Genomic DNA, 14580 nt, shown 5'->3' on the forward strand with positions numbered 1-14580 from the left:
AGCTGTATGGGGGTAAGGGTTTGCGCATTCTCGTCACCGGCGGCGCCGGGTTCATCGGCTCGGCCCTGGTCCGTCATCTGATCGCCGAGACCGAGCACGAGGTCCTCAACCTCGACAAGCTGACCTATGCCGGAGATCTGCGCTCCCTCGACGGGGTGGCCGGAAACAACCGCTACGCCTTCAGGCAGGCGGACGTGGCCGACGCGGGCGCCATTCGCGCGGCGCTGCAGGACTTCCGCCCCGACGTGGTCACCCACCTGGCCGCGGAGTCCCATGTGGACCGCTCCATCGATGGTCCAGCCGAGTTCATCCAGACCAACGTGGTCGGCACCTTCGTCATGCTGTCCGAAGTGCTGGACTACTGGCGCGGCCTGGACGCCCGGGCCAAATCCGCCTTCCGGTTCCACCACATCTCCACCGACGAGGTGTTCGGTTCGTTGGGCGACACCGGCTTCTTCACCGAGACCACGGCCTACGACCCGCGCTCGCCCTATTCGGCCTCCAAGGCGTCGTCCGATCACCTGGTCCGCGCCTGGCATCACACCTATGGCCTGCCGGTGCTGGTGACCAACTGCTCGAACAATTACGGGCCCTATCACTTCCCCGAGAAGCTGATCCCGCTGATGATCGTCAAGAGCCTCGCGGGCGAGCCGCTGCCGGTCTACGGCGCGGGAGCCAACGTCCGTGACTGGCTCTATGTGGACGACCATGCGCGCGCCCTGACCCGGGTGTTCGAGGCCGGCCAACCGGGCGAGAGCTACATCATCGGCGGCCGTGCGGAGCGCACCAACCTGCAGGTCGTGCACGCCATCTGCGACACGCTGGACCATCTGCGCCCGCGCGCCGACGGAAAGTCCTATCGCGAGCAGATCACCTACGTCGCCGACCGCCCCGGACATGATCATCGCTATGCGATCGATCCCTCCAAGCTGGCGCGCGAACTCGACTGGAAAGCGCAAGAGAGCTTCGAAAGCGGCATCGAAAAGACCGTCCGCTGGTACCTGGCGAACGAAGCCTGGTGGGCGCCGATCCTCGCTCGCAGCGACGCCACCCAACGGCTGGGCCTGAAGACCGTCAGCGCATGAGCTCCCCGGACGTCCGCCAGATCCTGCTGACCGGCGGCAGCGGCCAGGTCGGCGCGGAGATCATTCGCCTCGCGCCCGCGCAGTTCCAGATCGTCGCGCCGAGCCGCGCGCAACTGGACCTGTCCGATGCGGCCGCAATTTCGCGCCTCGTCGCCTCGCAGCCCTGGGCGGCCGTGATCAACTGCGCGGCCTATACCGCCGTGGACAAGGCCGAGAGCGACGTCGTGACGGCCTGGGCCGCCAACGCCATGGGGCCGGCCGCCTTCGCCCAGGCCACGGCGCAGGCGCAAATACCGCTGATCCACATCTCGACCGACTACGTCTTCGACGGGTCCAAGGACGGCTTCTACGTCGAGGACGATCCGGTGGCGCCGATCGGCGTCTACGGCGCTTCGAAGGAAGGCGGCGAACAGGCGGTCCGCACCGCAAACCCGCGTCACGTGATCCTGCGCACCGCCTGGGTGGTCAGTCCCCACGGCGCCAACTTCGTCAAGACCATGCTGCGGCTGGCCGAGAGCCGCCCGGAACTGCGCGTGGTCGCCGACCAGCGCGGCTGCCCCACCAGCGCGACCGACATCGCCCAGACGGTGCTGACGGTTCTCGCGCGAATGGTCGCCGATCCCGAGGCTCCGACCGGCGCCTACCACTTCGTCAATGAAGGCGAGGCGAGCTGGTGCGAGTTCGCCCGCGAGATCTTCCGGATGGCTGGCGAGCGTGGCCTGCCCACGCCGGTCGTGCATGCCATCCCGACTTCCGAATATCCAACCCCCGCGCGCCGGCCGGCCAATTCCCGTCTCGACGCAGGAAAGCTCCGCCGCGACTACGGGATCACGCCCCGCCCCTGGCGCGTCGCGGTCGAAGAGATCGTCGCGACCCTGGCGGCCTCCCGACAGAAACAGGAACCATAGATGAAGGGCATCATCCTTGCCGGCGGCTCCGGCACACGGCTGCATCCGGCCACGCTGGCCGTGAACAAGCAGCTTCTGCCGATCTACGACAAGCCGATGATCTATTATCCGCTGTCGGTCCTGATGCTGGCCGGCATCCGCGAGATCCTGATCATCTCCTCGCCGGAGTACATCGACAACTATCGCCGCCTGTTCGACGACGGGTCGGCGTTCGGGCTCAACATCGAATACGCCGTCCAACCGAAGCCCGAGGGCCTGGCCCAGGCCTTCCTGATCGGGGAGGAGTTCCTGGCCGGCGACCGCGGGGCCCTGGTGCTTGGCGACAACATCTTCTTCGGCGCCGGCATGAGCGCGCTCCTGAAGCGGGCGGCGACACGCCAGAACGGCGCGACCATCTTCTCCTACGAGGTCGACCAGCCGCAGGCCTATGGCGTCGTCGAACTGGACGACACCGGCCGGGCCATGAGCCTGGAAGAAAAGCCCGCCGAGCCCCGCTCGCGCCAGGCCGTGACAGGCCTCTATTTCTACGACAACCGCGTCGTCGACTTCGCCAAGCAGGTTCGCCCCTCGGCGCGCGGCGAACTCGAGATCACCGACCTCAACCGCATGTACATGGAGGCCGGCGACCTCTTCGTAGAGCAGCTCTCGCGCGGCTACGCCTGGCTCGACACCGGCACTCACGAGAGCCTGGTCGAGGCGTCCGAGTTCGTGCGGGCGGTCCAGAAGCGCCAGGGCGTCCACATCGCCTGCCTTGAGGAAATCGCCTACCTCAACGGCTTCATCGGCCGCGATCAACTGAAGGCCCGCGGCAAGCTGTTCGAAAAGACGTCCTACGGCCGCTACCTGCTCGAGATCGCCGAGCGGGACGGCGACTTGCGGGATCGGTGGTGAAGCGCGAGCCGGCCGCCCGGGAGCTTCACCCTGAAAGCTGAAGCTCGGCTTAGGCCGACATCTGGTGCGCGAGCGTCGTGCCGACCAGGGCGCGACGTTGATCGGGGGCGATGGCGGCAAGCAGTTCAGGAATGAACCTATCCATAGCCGCAAAGGCGGCGTCGCGATCAGCGCCGACGACGGAGAAGCGAACAAGCGCGCCATCCGGAACATAGCCCTGCATCGACGCGCGCAGGCGCGCCTCGCGCTGTTCGCCCGCCGAATTCGGCATGTACTCACCCAAACGCGCCCAATAGATGATGTTCTCCTGGCGATCGGCCATGGAAGCGACAACCCGCCGAATAGGGATCGCGGCTCCACGGCCTATCCGGAGCGTGGAGGGCTCGCTTGAAACCAAGGTGAATCCCACGGCGGGATAGCAGGACTCCGGCCGGTGAAGCTGCAACATGTCGCTCTGTGTGCCGCCGTAGGCGATGAGCATCATGATGGCCGTGCCGGTGCCGGCCTGGTGGTAGATGCGTCCCACGAGCTCACTGTAGAGACTCGCCGCGAGCGTACCTTCCTCCGGCGCCTGCACCAGACCATCGGAGTTCTCTGCCGACCAGTCGTCGAACTGAAGCGGCACGACATCCGCCATCTTGCCGCTTTCAAGCAGCACCTGACGCCTCCGCGGCTCCAGCTCATAGGCCGCGCCAGCCGCCCCCAGGCAGGCGAGGCCGATCATAAGGTCACGCCGCGCGAGCATCGGGCTTCATCCTCAAGCGAACATAGCTGAGCAGATGATCCACGAGAAACACGAGCACCAGCGCAGAGGTGAACAACAGCAAGCCCGCGGCCATATGCAGGAATCCTTGGGCGACCGCATCGCCGAAAAAGTAGGTCAGCAGAACGAGGGTTGCGACGCGAATGATGTTGGCGAGGACTGCGATCGGGATGACCAGGACCACCAACAGCAAGGAGTAGCGCCAAGAGGCGTTTCTCAGCAGGTAGATATAGAACAGGCCGATGGCGATCAGGCCAGTCAGGGAGTTCATCCCCGAGCAAGCGTCCTCGACCAGCAACTGATACTGCGCGACCGTCAGCGTCACGCCCTCGCGATACACCGGGATGCCGAAGAGCTGCAAACCAGCCGTCGTGAAATAGGACACCAAGAGTTTCAGGGGGGCCGTCACGTTGTCCATCACCCAGCCCGGCGGGGGGATCAGGAAGGCCAGGTAAAGCAACGGAAACCAGCTCCGCAGCATCGCCCCATGGCCGAACTTCGCATAGAGGACCGCGAACGCGGCACCATAAAGGCCTGCTGTCTCGAGGCTTATGTAGTCATAGGCCCGGCCAAAGGTATAGATCGGCAACGCGACAAGCAACATCAGGCCAACCAGCCAACCAGCGCCAGGCTGCGCGAGCGTGCGCCACTCGTCGCCCTTCCGCCATAGCAGCCACAAGCCGGTGACCAAGACAATGGGACCGTGAGCGCCGGCCTCATTGGACCAGACCTGCTCACCGAGGGAGACCATGGTCGGGATCGCCAGGGCGCCCAGACCGATAACTAAGGGCAGATGGGACCAGAGCCACGGCCCTTGACGACTTCGTAGTTCCGAGCCCGCCACGCTCACCTCAGGCCTCGTTCATCACGGCGCCAATGACTTGAGCATGGTCTTCGCGCAGCTGCTTCGCCAGAGCTTTGATGTCATTGACGAAGGTCTGGTGACGCTTGGCGACTATAATACTGTACCCCACCACGGTGCTAATCCGACGCGCATCCGCACAAGTGTTCGCGGGGGGAGTGTCGATGATGGTAAAGTCATAGTCGCGGAGGCTGCGCTCCACGAGCGCATTGAACCGTTCGCTCGCCAGTAATTCCTGCGCCTCGTTGGCTGCTCCGCCAGAGAACATCACTGAAAGATTTTCAATGACATCTTCCTGAACGTAGCTTGAGAAATCGGAACCGGAACCCTCAAGGTATTGCTTCAAGCCAAGTAGGTTTTCACCGCCGCGGACAAAGTCCTGAAACTGCGGACGCCGCAAGTCGGCATCAATGACGATCACCTTGGTCCCAATTTGCGCAAGGGCGACGGCCAGATTGAGAGCCGTGAAGGTCGCGCCGACACCAGCACTTGCAGCGCACACAGCCAGTCCCCGCCGCCCCGCCTCGATGTGCTGTGCAGCGACGTGCGTACGCAGCGTCCGGACCGCCTCAGCGCTAGCCCCGTGCGGATCGCTGATCATGACCACTTCCGACGAGAAGGCGAATGCGGCGGCGTCAGATGGCACCTCGTTGGCGCCTCTCACATCAAGGCGCTCGACGCTCGGTTGAACTGAGGTCCTCATGCGCGCGCCAATTTCTGCCGGCCGGCTTTTTTCTTCAATCTACTCATTCCCAGCCACCCGCCCCCGTGCCTCTGGCCTCCGGCTTGGTCGACGCCAGGCAAAGAAATGACCGCCAGTAGTGGGGCATCCACTCCGGCAAGCATATCCTCAGCGCTCCGAACCCGGCGGCCAAACAGTTCCAGCAACAGCGAAAGCACGATGCCAAGGCCGAATCCCAGGCCCAAGGATCCGCCCAGAATCAGCGGCTTGTTGGGAAACAGGGGTTTCTGAGGAGTCACGGCCTGGCCGAGCGGCGTCAAGCCGGTGTCTGCAACAGCCGCCTCTTGGCGCAACTCGACAATTCGAGCCATCGACTTGTTATATTGGTCGCGTCGAAGATTCACTTCCGCTTGAAGCTGGCTGAGCCGCTCGATCTTGTCACGATTGGCGATGACCTTGGATGTTTGAGCCGCGACCTCACGCTGCAACGCTCCGCTCGAGGCGCCCGCCATCGCCCTCGCGGCCGCCGCTTCTTGGGCCGCCATTGCTGCAACAGATGCCCGTCGGGCTCTCAGTTCCTGCATCTGGGGATGGTTAGGACCGAGCGTCTGCGTAGCCTGGGCGATTGCGGCATCCAGTTGCGCAAGCTGCGCGCCGGACGGTGAACTCGCCGGCATCGCCGCTACGACCGGCGCAGGTGTAGTGCTCTGGCTCGCAAGAGCGCGCAGACGCGCCGTATCTATGTCGACGTTGTCGGCCTGCATGACGATGCCGTTTTCACGCTCGTACTGCGTCTTGGCGGCGTCCGCCGCGTTCAAGAGCGCCTGTTCTTTCTGAGCCTGCAACGCATACCAGTCAGCGGTGCGAGCAGCCTCGGTTCGACGAGTATCCAGAGTTGACTCGATGTATGCGTTTCGCAGGGCGTCGGCCATTGACTTGGCCTCACTGGGCGAATTGGCCTTGTACGCTATCTCAAGAATATTCGTACCCGTGACGACCTTTACGCTGGTTTGATCGATGATTTTCTTGGCCAACCACTGGCGAAATTCGAGGCCATTTGCGTTCGCAGACTGATATCTCGTTATCGCGTCTGGGTTTGAGGCCCAACCAAGCTGGTCCACCGCCTTGCCGGCGACCTCATAATCTCTGATCAGTTCCGTCTGGGTCGTGACGTAGGTCCGCGATGAGACGCTGGAAATGACCTCGCCGGTGACCGGATCCGGCTTCAGCGTATTCAGCATCACGCGAGACACGGCCTGATAGCTTGGGGGCACGATAAGGATCGCGATGAAGGCCCCTATCAAGGTGCAGACAGTGGTTGCCAACGTGATGTAGCGGTGAGCCCACAAAATGCGGAGAAACTGGAAGATACTCATGTGGTGCCTCCGGCCATTGGACCGCGCTAGAACAGCCGCTCACCGACGACGACGACGTCGCCAGGCTCGACCGCCGCACTGGAATCCAGCTTAATCTTCTTGCCCTCGCGGGTAACTGAAACCTTACGGTCCGAGCCGGATTGCGTGAGCCCGCCGCCACGCGCAATCGCCTGAGCGATGGTGAGCCCCTGCTTGACCGCGTATGTTCCCGGCGAGTTTACTTGCCCCGAAATATAAAACACTTCTGCGGCCGGACTGAAGATTTTGTCTCCAGGCGTCACGTACGGGTCGTCATTACTATCGCCCGTGGCCAGCTTCTCGATGAGATAGCGTTGCTCCGGGCCGTTCTCAGGTCGAACGATGACATAGTCGGCCCCTGATTCCTGCACCCCGCCGACGCGCGCTAGGATCTCCGAGAGACGATAGCGTCTATTGATCGGCACCAAGCCCGGAGAAGCTACGGCGCCCAGCACGGTGACGTAGCGGCTGGCATAATTTGCGACTTCGACATTGACGACGGGGTTGGCGTAGAATCCGCCCTTCTTCAGCTCGCTCGCAATGATGGTCCCGAGTTCCCGCGGCGTCTTACCCGCGACCTCGATCTTGCCGACTAGGTTCAATTGCACGGTGCCGTCAGTATAAACTCTTGCGCGAGCCTTCTCCGCCTGACCGACGATTTCAATCTCAAGGACGTCCTCAGGCCCCAGTACGTACTCCCCTTCTGTATCCGGCGAGTTTTGGACCTGTGGCGCCGTGCCGGCGAGCGGCACGACTGGGGGCGCAGGTGTGGCCAGTTGCGCCGCAGCGACCGAAGGTGCAAGCGCCATCATGATGAGCCACGCGGCGAAAGCTCGAGTGCTTGTTGCCATGATCATACCCAGTGCAATGGTTAAAAGGCGAGGTCTGCGGCGATGCCGACACGCTCACCATTGAAGTTAAATTGTGGTGTGTTCGCGTCGCGTTCTTCATGGCGGGCGCTCAGCGTGAAAGCCAGCCGCCTGCTCTGCTCGTATCTGAGCGCGCCGTAGATCATCTTCGTAGTCGAACTGGTCATCACGTTCGGGACGGCTGCCGACACACCGTGGGCCTCGCTCTCGTTCTGCGCCACGCCAAGCTTCAACTTGAACCGCGAACCGATGTCATAGTCCATCCCCAGCCCATAGGCGGTCTGCACTTCGTACTGCTGTCCGATTGCGAGTGTCGGTGTAACCGAGCGCGAAAAGTTGCCTCGAAAGCGCATACGGCTGCTGGCGCGGTACGAGAGATCACCGCTGTAGGTCGTGCCGGAGAAGTCAATCGACGGCGCGCCGGGCAAATTCGAGGCGGCCGGCTCCACGTTGGCGTAGCTGATGGAAGCCGTCCCCTCGATCCGAGCCCCGAGCCGCCGCGCATAGCTCACCCCGACCGCAGTCATTTCGTAGCCGTCCGAACCGCCGCCCAACAACTGACGGTTCGGGTAATCGATCTTCTCGAAATTGGTGAAAGCCGTCACAGTCCCGAGGGCAGGGCGGGAATAAGAGAGCCCTCCCGTCAGGAATTGCCGCTCGGCGTCCGCCGAGGTGAGTTGTGACGCGCTGTTGTCCGTCCACTCTTGCGACGCCCCGAACACCGCGCCAAGACCGGTCGGCGCCGAACAGTTCACATGAAGACCGACCCGCGTTGTGCGGACTACGTTGCCGACAACTTGAGACAGGTCGAAATCGGTGATCTCCCTCTGCCCATAGATCAGATCGCCGGTAAGGGTGGTAGCGCACGGACCGACACCCCCTTCGATCCCGCCATTCAGACTGGCGCGTTCGCGATCAAGTTGGTCGTTCTTGTCATAGAACGAGTATCCGGCAGCCCCCTTGAGAAAGACGGCTTGTCGCCCCACCGGAACCCAAACATCCACCGTTACCGAGGGGGTGAATATCGTATCCTCTTGGGAGATGCCCTGCGTTGCGGCTTGAGTAGCGCTGGAGCGCGAGACGTTGTTGTCTCTCTCGAGCTCCGCCCGCAGACCGAAGTCCATTCTGCGGGCTTCTTGCGCCAGCGCCGGCGTCGATAACCCTGTAGCCCCAAGCAATAGGCCGACGGCAAGTCTCCGAAACGCCATACCTACATCTCCCCTCGAATCCAGAACGCTTACCGACACTTGACGCACAGATAACGGCGTTCAAAAAAAGTCACAGCCCAAAAATTGGAGCTCTTCGAGGGCGAGATCATTTGTTGTTCGTAGCGATGCGGCGCAGCGCGCCCAGGAAATTACGAAGCTTGTCACGGGCGCTCGCTTCTTTCGAAGCACGCTCCACCAACGTCCCCCTCATCTGCGGCCTGGGCTGGAACATCGTCGACAACGCTGCTACGCGCGCCCGCACGAGCCTCTTGCGATTGGCTTGGGCCGGCTGCATCAGGCCGATCTCGCCGATGTCAATCGCTTGCGTGCTGATTACGGCCGCGCCCGACGCATCGGCGAGCAACCTTTCTCCGACTTCAGTACGGGCCAGGATGAGGCTTCGGCCGTCCTGCTCGGCGAAGCTTGGATATCCCCTTTCATCGCCGTACCACGCATCGGCGCAGGCGATGTCGGCCGCTCCCCCGACGGCGTCAGGGCATATCTTGCAGCGGAACTGGACCTCTTTGGAAAGGTGGTCCCCCCAACTCGCCGCATAGCTCATCTTCTCCACGCGACCGTCATGGGTGGTCGCGGCGGCCGTACCTGGCCAGCCTTGGCCACGGTATCGAAAAGCGGCGACCTCCTGCGGCTCGACACCCAACTTAGCTAGGATGCGCAGCACTCCGTCGTGGCTCGGCATCCCCCCGCAGAAGAAGGACAGCATCAGACGCACATGTTGATCGACACGTGGGTCCAGGGTCGCAAAGCTACGGAGAGCTGATACGTCGCAGGGCTTGCCGACGAAGGCGATCGCGCCTCCCTGGCTTAAAGCTTGGTCAATCCCGGCCAGCGGCGACGAGCCTGTATAGCGAGACCCCGCTCCCGTCAGCACCTCCTCAGCCGTCCTCGAGCATGTGATGATGTTGCGCGTCGGACTGTGCGGATCCGCCCTGACATGAATCACCCGGTCGACCAATCCAGTAGCGAGGGCGTGGATGAGCAGAGCGGTGAGCACGCCGCCTGAAGAGCCTTCGTATCGCACGGTCTCATCGGTGGCGTGCCCCGTGAGAACCTGGCGCCACGGCCCCCAACAGGGGTCGATCTGCTCATCCTTGGACCAAGGAGTCACTACCGCGCCGGGACAAGTCTGCGCGATGACCTGTTCCGCCTCATCGGAGATCGGAGCGGCCTGACGGGGGCGGTTGTAGCCAGGCGGAACGACTTCCATCCCGATCGCAGGCCCCGCGACCGAGGCGCAGAGACCGCATCCGGTGCATAGCTCCCCGCGCAGCACACGATCGACGGTGAGCGAGCGTTCCATCATGCCCCCGATACGCTCGCGCTAAAGAGATCACGCAGCCTGTCAGCATAAACGCCAAGCGGTCCGCGCGCCTTCTCGAAGCTCTCCAAGCTGTCGCGCGCCAACAAATCCCGGCGAGCTATACAGTCGTGGAGGTAGACGAGCGCCTCATCCGTCGACGTCCCGGTGACCGGTATCATCCAGCCATACCCAAGCATGCCGAACAAGCCGCTGAATTTTCGACTATAGGCTACGGGGACGACTGGGGTGCCGCTGGACAGCGCGGCGATGCAGGCGTGCATTCGGCCGGCGATGAGAAAATCCATCGCCGAGATGTACGACTTCGCCTCTGACGGTCCGGCAAAGTCGGCGACCCGCACCGCGGAGGGGAACTCCTCTGCCAGCTTGTCGGCGACGCTACGGTCGTCGTCCCAGAGGATATGCGGGTGGGTCGCGTGCGTGATGAGGTGCGCTTCCATATCGGGTCGCGCCTCGATATCTCGCAACAGCCGCCGCATCAGTTCGGCATAGTGAACCTCGAGGCCAAAGCGGTTGCGCCCAGAATCGGCCTCATTGAAGAGCAGGCCGGAGACGTTAACCCCAACCCGTACCTTTGCTCCGCCACGCTCCGCACTTCGATCGACGTAAGGCAGCGCAAAGGCGACATCCACCGACAAGAGGCCTTTTGCGGTCGGCGCGAGCTGTCGAAGAACGTCCAACGACAACTGATCGCGGGCGACAACGGTGTCAGCACGGGATAAGGCCACCTTCGCGAAGGGCCTGTAGGCGGGCTTGGTGAACGGACCGATGGTTTGCGGCGACAGGAGCAGCGGAATTCGCCGCGCGATGGTCATCATCTTCGTCAGCCAGAGAAAGGCGAAACGGCGCGGCCCGTAGATATCGGCGAAGCTGTCGCCGGCGCCGATATCCAACACGCAATCCTGGTCGCCGATAGCGGACCAGAATCCGCTCGGACTCAGAAGGCTTCGCGTATCGATCGTGAAATCGGTCACCCGAGGATCATTGAGATAACTGATCTCTCCTTCCCGCATGCCGAGGATCATGAACTCGGGTTCGAGATCCAAGTCTTCAGCGACCTGGCGCGCGATGGCCAAGTTGGCCAACGTCAACGCCCCGACTCCCAGATTCCCGGAGCTTGACGAGTGCCAGAGGAGGCCAACCTTAATCTTCTTACGCATCGTCGCGATCGCCCAAAATCAGCGCGGCGGGTTGCACGCAGCTTTTTGGTGACTCCTCATGGATACTGTGTGTCCCTGCGGGAAACAGTGTTGCCGTTGGCCCGCTTCCTGCAGGTGTCGTGCCAAAGCCCCTCTCCTCTCCCAACCTTCTCATCGACCAACACGCTCTGCTAGATGGACCGGAGCTGCAATGGACGTCCGCCTCGGCCCCTTCCTTTAGCGGAGATAGAACCTTGCCCCTACCACCAAGCGAAGCCGCAGTTCTGGAACAGTCGATGAACCGGATGACCGACGTCGCCAAGTCGCGAGACGACACTTCACCTCCTAGGCTTCGGATCTGCCTCGCCGCCTCCGGCGGTGGGCACATCCGGCAGTTGCTTGACCTAGAACCGGTCTGGTCGCGGCACGACTACTTCTTTGTGTCGGAGGACACCGCGCTGTCACGAAGCATCGCCGAGAAGCATCCGTCCCGCTTCGTTTCACACTTTGCCTTGGGGCAAGCACGGCTCGGCTCGCCGGCCCATATGCTTGGCGGAGCGCTCCGCAACTTCGTCGAATCCGCAAAAATAATGTTGGCCGAGCGACCGGACATTCTCATCACGACCGGAGCGGGCGCGGTTTTCTTCTCCGTGCTCTGGGCGCGGCTCCTCGGGGCGAAGGTCGTGATGATCGAGTCTTTCGCCCGCTTCCACGCCCCCTCTGTGTTCGGCCGCATGGCAGCTCCCTTCGCACATCAAAAAGTGGTTCAGTCCAAGGAGCTCTCAAGCTACTGGCCGGACGCAGCGGTCTTTGACCCCCTCCGCGAACTTGAGACACCCCGCCCCGAAAAGAAGCCGTTCCTATTCGCGACGGTTGGCGCAATTCTCCCTTTCGACAGGCTTGTGGCGATGGTCGCTGAGGCGCAGGCCCGCGGAGCTATTAAGGAGGCCGTCCTCATCCAGGTCGGAGTTGGGGGAACCTCGCCAAGTGATATCGAAACAGTCGAGACTCTTCCGTTTGAAGAAATGCAGCGACATCTACGAGAAGCCGAAGTCGTAATCTGCCACGGCGGAACGGGATCGCTAATCACTGCTCTTCGCGAAGGCTGCCGCGTCGTGGCAGTGCCGCGGCTATTTGAGTACGGCGAAGTTTACGATGATCATCAGGCGGAGATAACCGGCGCGTTCATGGAACGCGGCTATATTGAGGTCGCCAACACGGCCGATGAATTGGTGGACGCACTTCAGAGGATCCGCGGGCGTACGCCCAAGGCCGTGACCAGCGACCCGGTGGCCCTTATTGATCACTTGCGCCAACTGCTGTCGGGATGGGAAGCAAAACTGTCGCGCCGGAAGCCCGCCAAATAGGCGACTGAAGCGTGGCTGGCTGCGCGGATCGAGCCCGACGCCGAGCCTTGAGCGCCGCCCACTGACTGCGCTCCAACTGAGACAAGGCAAGCTTCAGCGGCCAGATGTCACCATCTGGCCGCATTGCGTCTTAGGACGTGAACCCATACCAGATCGAGTTCAACCCGTGGGAAGGCACCCCGATCAAGGTGATCTCGTCGCCATTAGCAAAGCTGAGCACCGTGTTCTCCCCCACGTCCGCTATGCTGTAGCCGATCCCAGCGCGCAGATAGGGTGAAATATCGATCGAATCCTGCCCCCCGCCAGCGCCGAAATCGGTCACGACATCTCGGCCACCGCCCATGGTGAAGCGGAACATATCGTTGCCCACGCCACCGGTAAGCAAATCGTTTCCGGCGCCTCCGGCAAGGGTGTCATTGCCTGCGTTCCCGACAAGGGTGTCGTTGCCCGCGACGCCATCAAGCAGATTGCTCCCGCTGTTGCCGGTCAGCACATTATTCTCTTCGTTGCCGAAGCCGCTCCAGCCGTTTTTCGCCTCGGCGATAACCAGGTTCTCCATGTTCGCCGAGAGCGTATGAGTTCCGCGAGCAATCACGGTGTCCACGCCCTCACCTGGCTTTTCGACGATTGAAGCTTGTGAGTTCGGCACGTAGTAGGTGTCGTGTCCAGCTCCCCCAAAGAGAACGTCCTCGCCTCCCCGGCCGTCCAGCGTGTCGTCACGATCCGTGCCGACTAGGGTGTCGGCGCTCGAGCGCCCCACGAAGGTTTCCCCGACCTCTCCGCCAGTCCCGGGATCACCATCCGCGACATCCCCGCCGCCCTGCAAAGGAGGTGCGGGAGCTGGCTCGGGTGTCGGTTCGGGCGGCGCTGGCGCCGGGGTAGCCGGCTCTTCTGGCAATTGAACGCCAGGCTCGGTCATGCCGACGTGTAGCTTGAGCCAAGCCTCCACGACGGCCGCTCCGCTGTCTTGCACGGCGGAGATAATGACGTTGCCCAACTCCGTCAGGCCCACATTCCCGGCGCTCTCAAAGTAACTTATGATTGATGCTTCGTTATTAGCGACATTGGAACCGATCGTGTTCTGGAGAAGAATCCAGGATATATTCTCCTTCCCCTCATAGGAAATTACGGTATTTCCCTTTAGATCAACGTCTTCAGCACCGTTTACGTAAATTCCGTTGGACCCCATCCCGACGATGAGATTGTCGTAGATTTTGATATTGTGAAAGGCGCTCTCTCCGGTGGTATCTCGAAAGAAGATACCTTGAGTTTTTTCACCATCACCTCGCGTAATTAAGTTACCTGAGATGAGTATATCGCTTGCCGTATTCGTTTCACCCATTTGATGAAACGAGATCGCATCCATATGATCGCCGGGCTTGGGATAGAAATCGGTAAATCGGTTGCCCGAAATTACGACGCCCTGGCTGTTTGCGTTCATAACACCGGTTCTGGCAATATCGTGAAACTCATTGTCCTTTATAGTGATATTTTTACTGTCACTCTCGGCGATCGCACGATAAAGTTCATGAAATTCCGAATTGGAAATGCTGACGTTATCACTGAATGAGATCCGAATGCCCTGGTGATCATTCTGAGGGTCTCCATCCAAGGTTCCGTGAACGTCCAACCCCTCAAGGTGGATGTCCTTAGATCCGGCAATCTGCCACCCCCAATCCTTGGCACTACCAGCATTCGATAGCTCGAGATTCTTAAGATTAATTCCACTACTATTTGAAATATTAAAATCAGTCAGAACCGCTAGATTACTGGCATCCGCCGATTGGATGCTAATACTACCCTCTATCTTTATTCCATCAATAGAAACGCCAGAGTACACTCCTGGCGCCAACATAATAACATCACCCGCCTGCGCCGATTTTATGGCCAAGTTGAGCGCATCAGCGCTATTTACAGTAATATTCGACATGCGCAGCGTCCCCACAACGAGTCCCAACCGAAACAGCTGCCACTTATGATTGGCACCAGTCTCGAATTTACATCATTACGTGCCGCGGGCGTTTTAGACGCCGTGAACATTGATGGTTATTTTTTGTATAACGGAACGCTATA

Annotated in this window: 13 protein-coding genes; 4 read left to right on the forward strand and 9 right to left on the reverse strand. The window is 61.3% G+C overall.

The window, feature by feature from the left end; genetic code table 11:
- Window positions 1-20: 20 nt before the first annotated feature.
- Genes rfbB through rfbA form a run of 3 tightly spaced genes read left to right on the forward strand, consistent with a single transcriptional unit; the run spans window position 21 to window position 2884 of the window.
- Complete coding sequence (gene rfbB, locus ABID41_RS16210; RefSeq protein WP_354298102.1) at window positions 21-1085, forward strand: dTDP-glucose 4,6-dehydratase; 1065 nt, start codon at window positions 21-23, stop codon at window positions 1083-1085.
- Window positions 1082-1993, forward strand: coding sequence for a dTDP-4-dehydrorhamnose reductase (gene rfbD, locus ABID41_RS16215; protein ID WP_354298103.1), 912 nt, complete (start codon window positions 1082-1084; stop codon window positions 1991-1993). Before rfbB ends, rfbD begins: the two co-directional genes overlap by 4 nt.
- Entirely contained in the window at window positions 1994-2884 is an 891-nt protein-coding gene (gene rfbA, locus ABID41_RS16220) for a glucose-1-phosphate thymidylyltransferase RfbA (RefSeq protein WP_354298104.1), read from the forward strand.
- Between the two features lie 49 nt (window positions 2885-2933).
- On the opposite strand, the gene epsI is transcribed toward rfbA, so the two are convergent.
- The 8 genes from epsI to ABID41_RS16260 all read right to left on the reverse strand — a co-directional run bounded on the left by epsI (window position 2934) and on the right by ABID41_RS16260 (window position 11161).
- Window positions 2934-3608 (reverse strand): exosortase-associated protein EpsI, V-type, encoded by a 675-nt coding sequence (gene epsI, locus ABID41_RS16225; RefSeq protein ID WP_354298105.1) that lies wholly within the window; start codon window positions 3606-3608, stop codon window positions 2934-2936.
- Window positions 3609-3612: 4 nt separating this feature from the next.
- Complete coding sequence (gene xrtV, locus ABID41_RS16230) at window positions 3613-4497, reverse strand: exosortase V (protein WP_354298106.1); 885 nt, start codon at window positions 4495-4497, stop codon at window positions 3613-3615.
- 1 nt (window position 4498) lies between these two features.
- Window positions 4499-5110, reverse strand: a complete 612-nt coding sequence (locus tag ABID41_RS16235; protein WP_354298107.1) for a CpsD/CapB family tyrosine-protein kinase — start codon at window positions 5108-5110, stop codon at window positions 4499-4501.
- A gap of 98 nt (window positions 5111-5208) precedes the next feature.
- Window positions 5209-6567, reverse strand: a complete 1359-nt coding sequence (locus tag ABID41_RS16240) for a Wzz/FepE/Etk N-terminal domain-containing protein (RefSeq protein WP_354298108.1) — start codon at window positions 6565-6567, stop codon at window positions 5209-5211.
- 26 nt (window positions 6568-6593) lie between these two features.
- Complete coding sequence (locus ABID41_RS16245) at window positions 6594-7436, reverse strand: SLBB domain-containing protein (RefSeq protein ID WP_354298109.1); 843 nt, start codon at window positions 7434-7436, stop codon at window positions 6594-6596.
- A 20-nt stretch (window positions 7437-7456) separates the two neighbouring features.
- Entirely contained in the window at window positions 7457-8578 is a 1122-nt protein-coding gene (locus ABID41_RS16250; protein ID WP_354298110.1) for an outer membrane beta-barrel protein, read from the reverse strand.
- Between the two features lie 190 nt (window positions 8579-8768).
- Entirely contained in the window at window positions 8769-9983 is a 1215-nt protein-coding gene (locus ABID41_RS16255; RefSeq protein ID WP_354298111.1) for a Coenzyme F420 hydrogenase/dehydrogenase, beta subunit C-terminal domain, read from the reverse strand.
- Entirely contained in the window at window positions 9983-11161 is a 1179-nt protein-coding gene (locus ABID41_RS16260) for a polysaccharide pyruvyl transferase family protein (RefSeq protein ID WP_354298112.1), read from the reverse strand. Before ABID41_RS16260 ends, ABID41_RS16255 begins: the two co-directional genes overlap by 1 nt.
- Window positions 11162-11436: 275 nt before the next feature.
- Here ABID41_RS16260 and welK point away from each other — a divergent pair, with 275 nt between their 5' ends.
- On the forward strand, window positions 11437-12507 hold the full coding sequence (gene welK / locus ABID41_RS16265; protein WP_354298113.1) for a beta-1,4-glucuronosyltransferase WelK: 1071 nt from the start codon (window positions 11437-11439) through the stop codon (window positions 12505-12507).
- Between the two features lie 130 nt (window positions 12508-12637).
- Here welK and ABID41_RS16270 read toward each other — a convergent pair whose 3' ends face one another.
- Window positions 12638-14437 carry a calcium-binding protein gene (locus tag ABID41_RS16270; protein WP_354298114.1) on the reverse strand — a complete coding sequence of 600 codons (1800 nt, stop codon included), beginning with the start codon at window positions 14435-14437 and terminating at the stop codon, window positions 12638-12640.
- Window positions 14438-14580: the final 143 nt, after the last annotated feature.

Source organism: Phenylobacterium koreense, assembly GCF_040545335.1.
Classification (GTDB): Bacteria; Pseudomonadota; Alphaproteobacteria; order Caulobacterales; family Caulobacteraceae; genus Phenylobacterium; species Phenylobacterium koreense.

Bases quoted from the DNA above. Each gene is read 5' to 3' on its own strand.
- ABID41_RS16250 (WP_354298110.1), bottom strand. From the start codon at position 8,578: ATGGACTTCGGTCTGCGGGCGGAGCTCGAGAGAGACAACAACGTCTCG.
- epsI (WP_354298105.1), bottom strand. From the start codon at position 3,608: ATGATCGGCCTCGCCTGCCTGGGGGCGGCTGGCGCGGCCTATGAGCTG.
- rfbD (WP_354298103.1), top strand. From the start codon at position 1,082: ATGAGCTCCCCGGACGTCCGCCAGATCCTGCTGACCGGCGGCAGCGGC.
- welK (WP_354298113.1), top strand. From the start codon at position 11,437: ATGAACCGGATGACCGACGTCGCCAAGTCGCGAGACGACACTTCACCT.
- rfbA (WP_354298104.1), top strand. From the start codon at position 1,994: ATGAAGGGCATCATCCTTGCCGGCGGCTCCGGCACACGGCTGCATCCG.
- ABID41_RS16255 (WP_354298111.1), bottom strand. From the start codon at position 9,983: ATGGAACGCTCGCTCACCGTCGATCGTGTGCTGCGCGGGGAGCTATGC.
- ABID41_RS16245 (WP_354298109.1), bottom strand. From the start codon at position 7,436: ATGGCAACAAGCACTCGAGCTTTCGCCGCGTGGCTCATCATGATGGCG.
- ABID41_RS16235 (WP_354298107.1), bottom strand. From the start codon at position 5,110: ATGATCAGCGATCCGCACGGGGCTAGCGCTGAGGCGGTCCGGACGCTG.
- ABID41_RS16260 (WP_354298112.1), bottom strand. From the start codon at position 11,161: ATGCGTAAGAAGATTAAGGTTGGCCTCCTCTGGCACTCGTCAAGCTCC.
- ABID41_RS16240 (WP_354298108.1), bottom strand. From the start codon at position 6,567: ATGAGTATCTTCCAGTTTCTCCGCATTTTGTGGGCTCACCGCTACATC.
- ABID41_RS16270 (WP_354298114.1), bottom strand. From the start codon at position 14,437: ATGTCGAATATTACTGTAAATAGCGCTGATGCGCTCAACTTGGCCATA.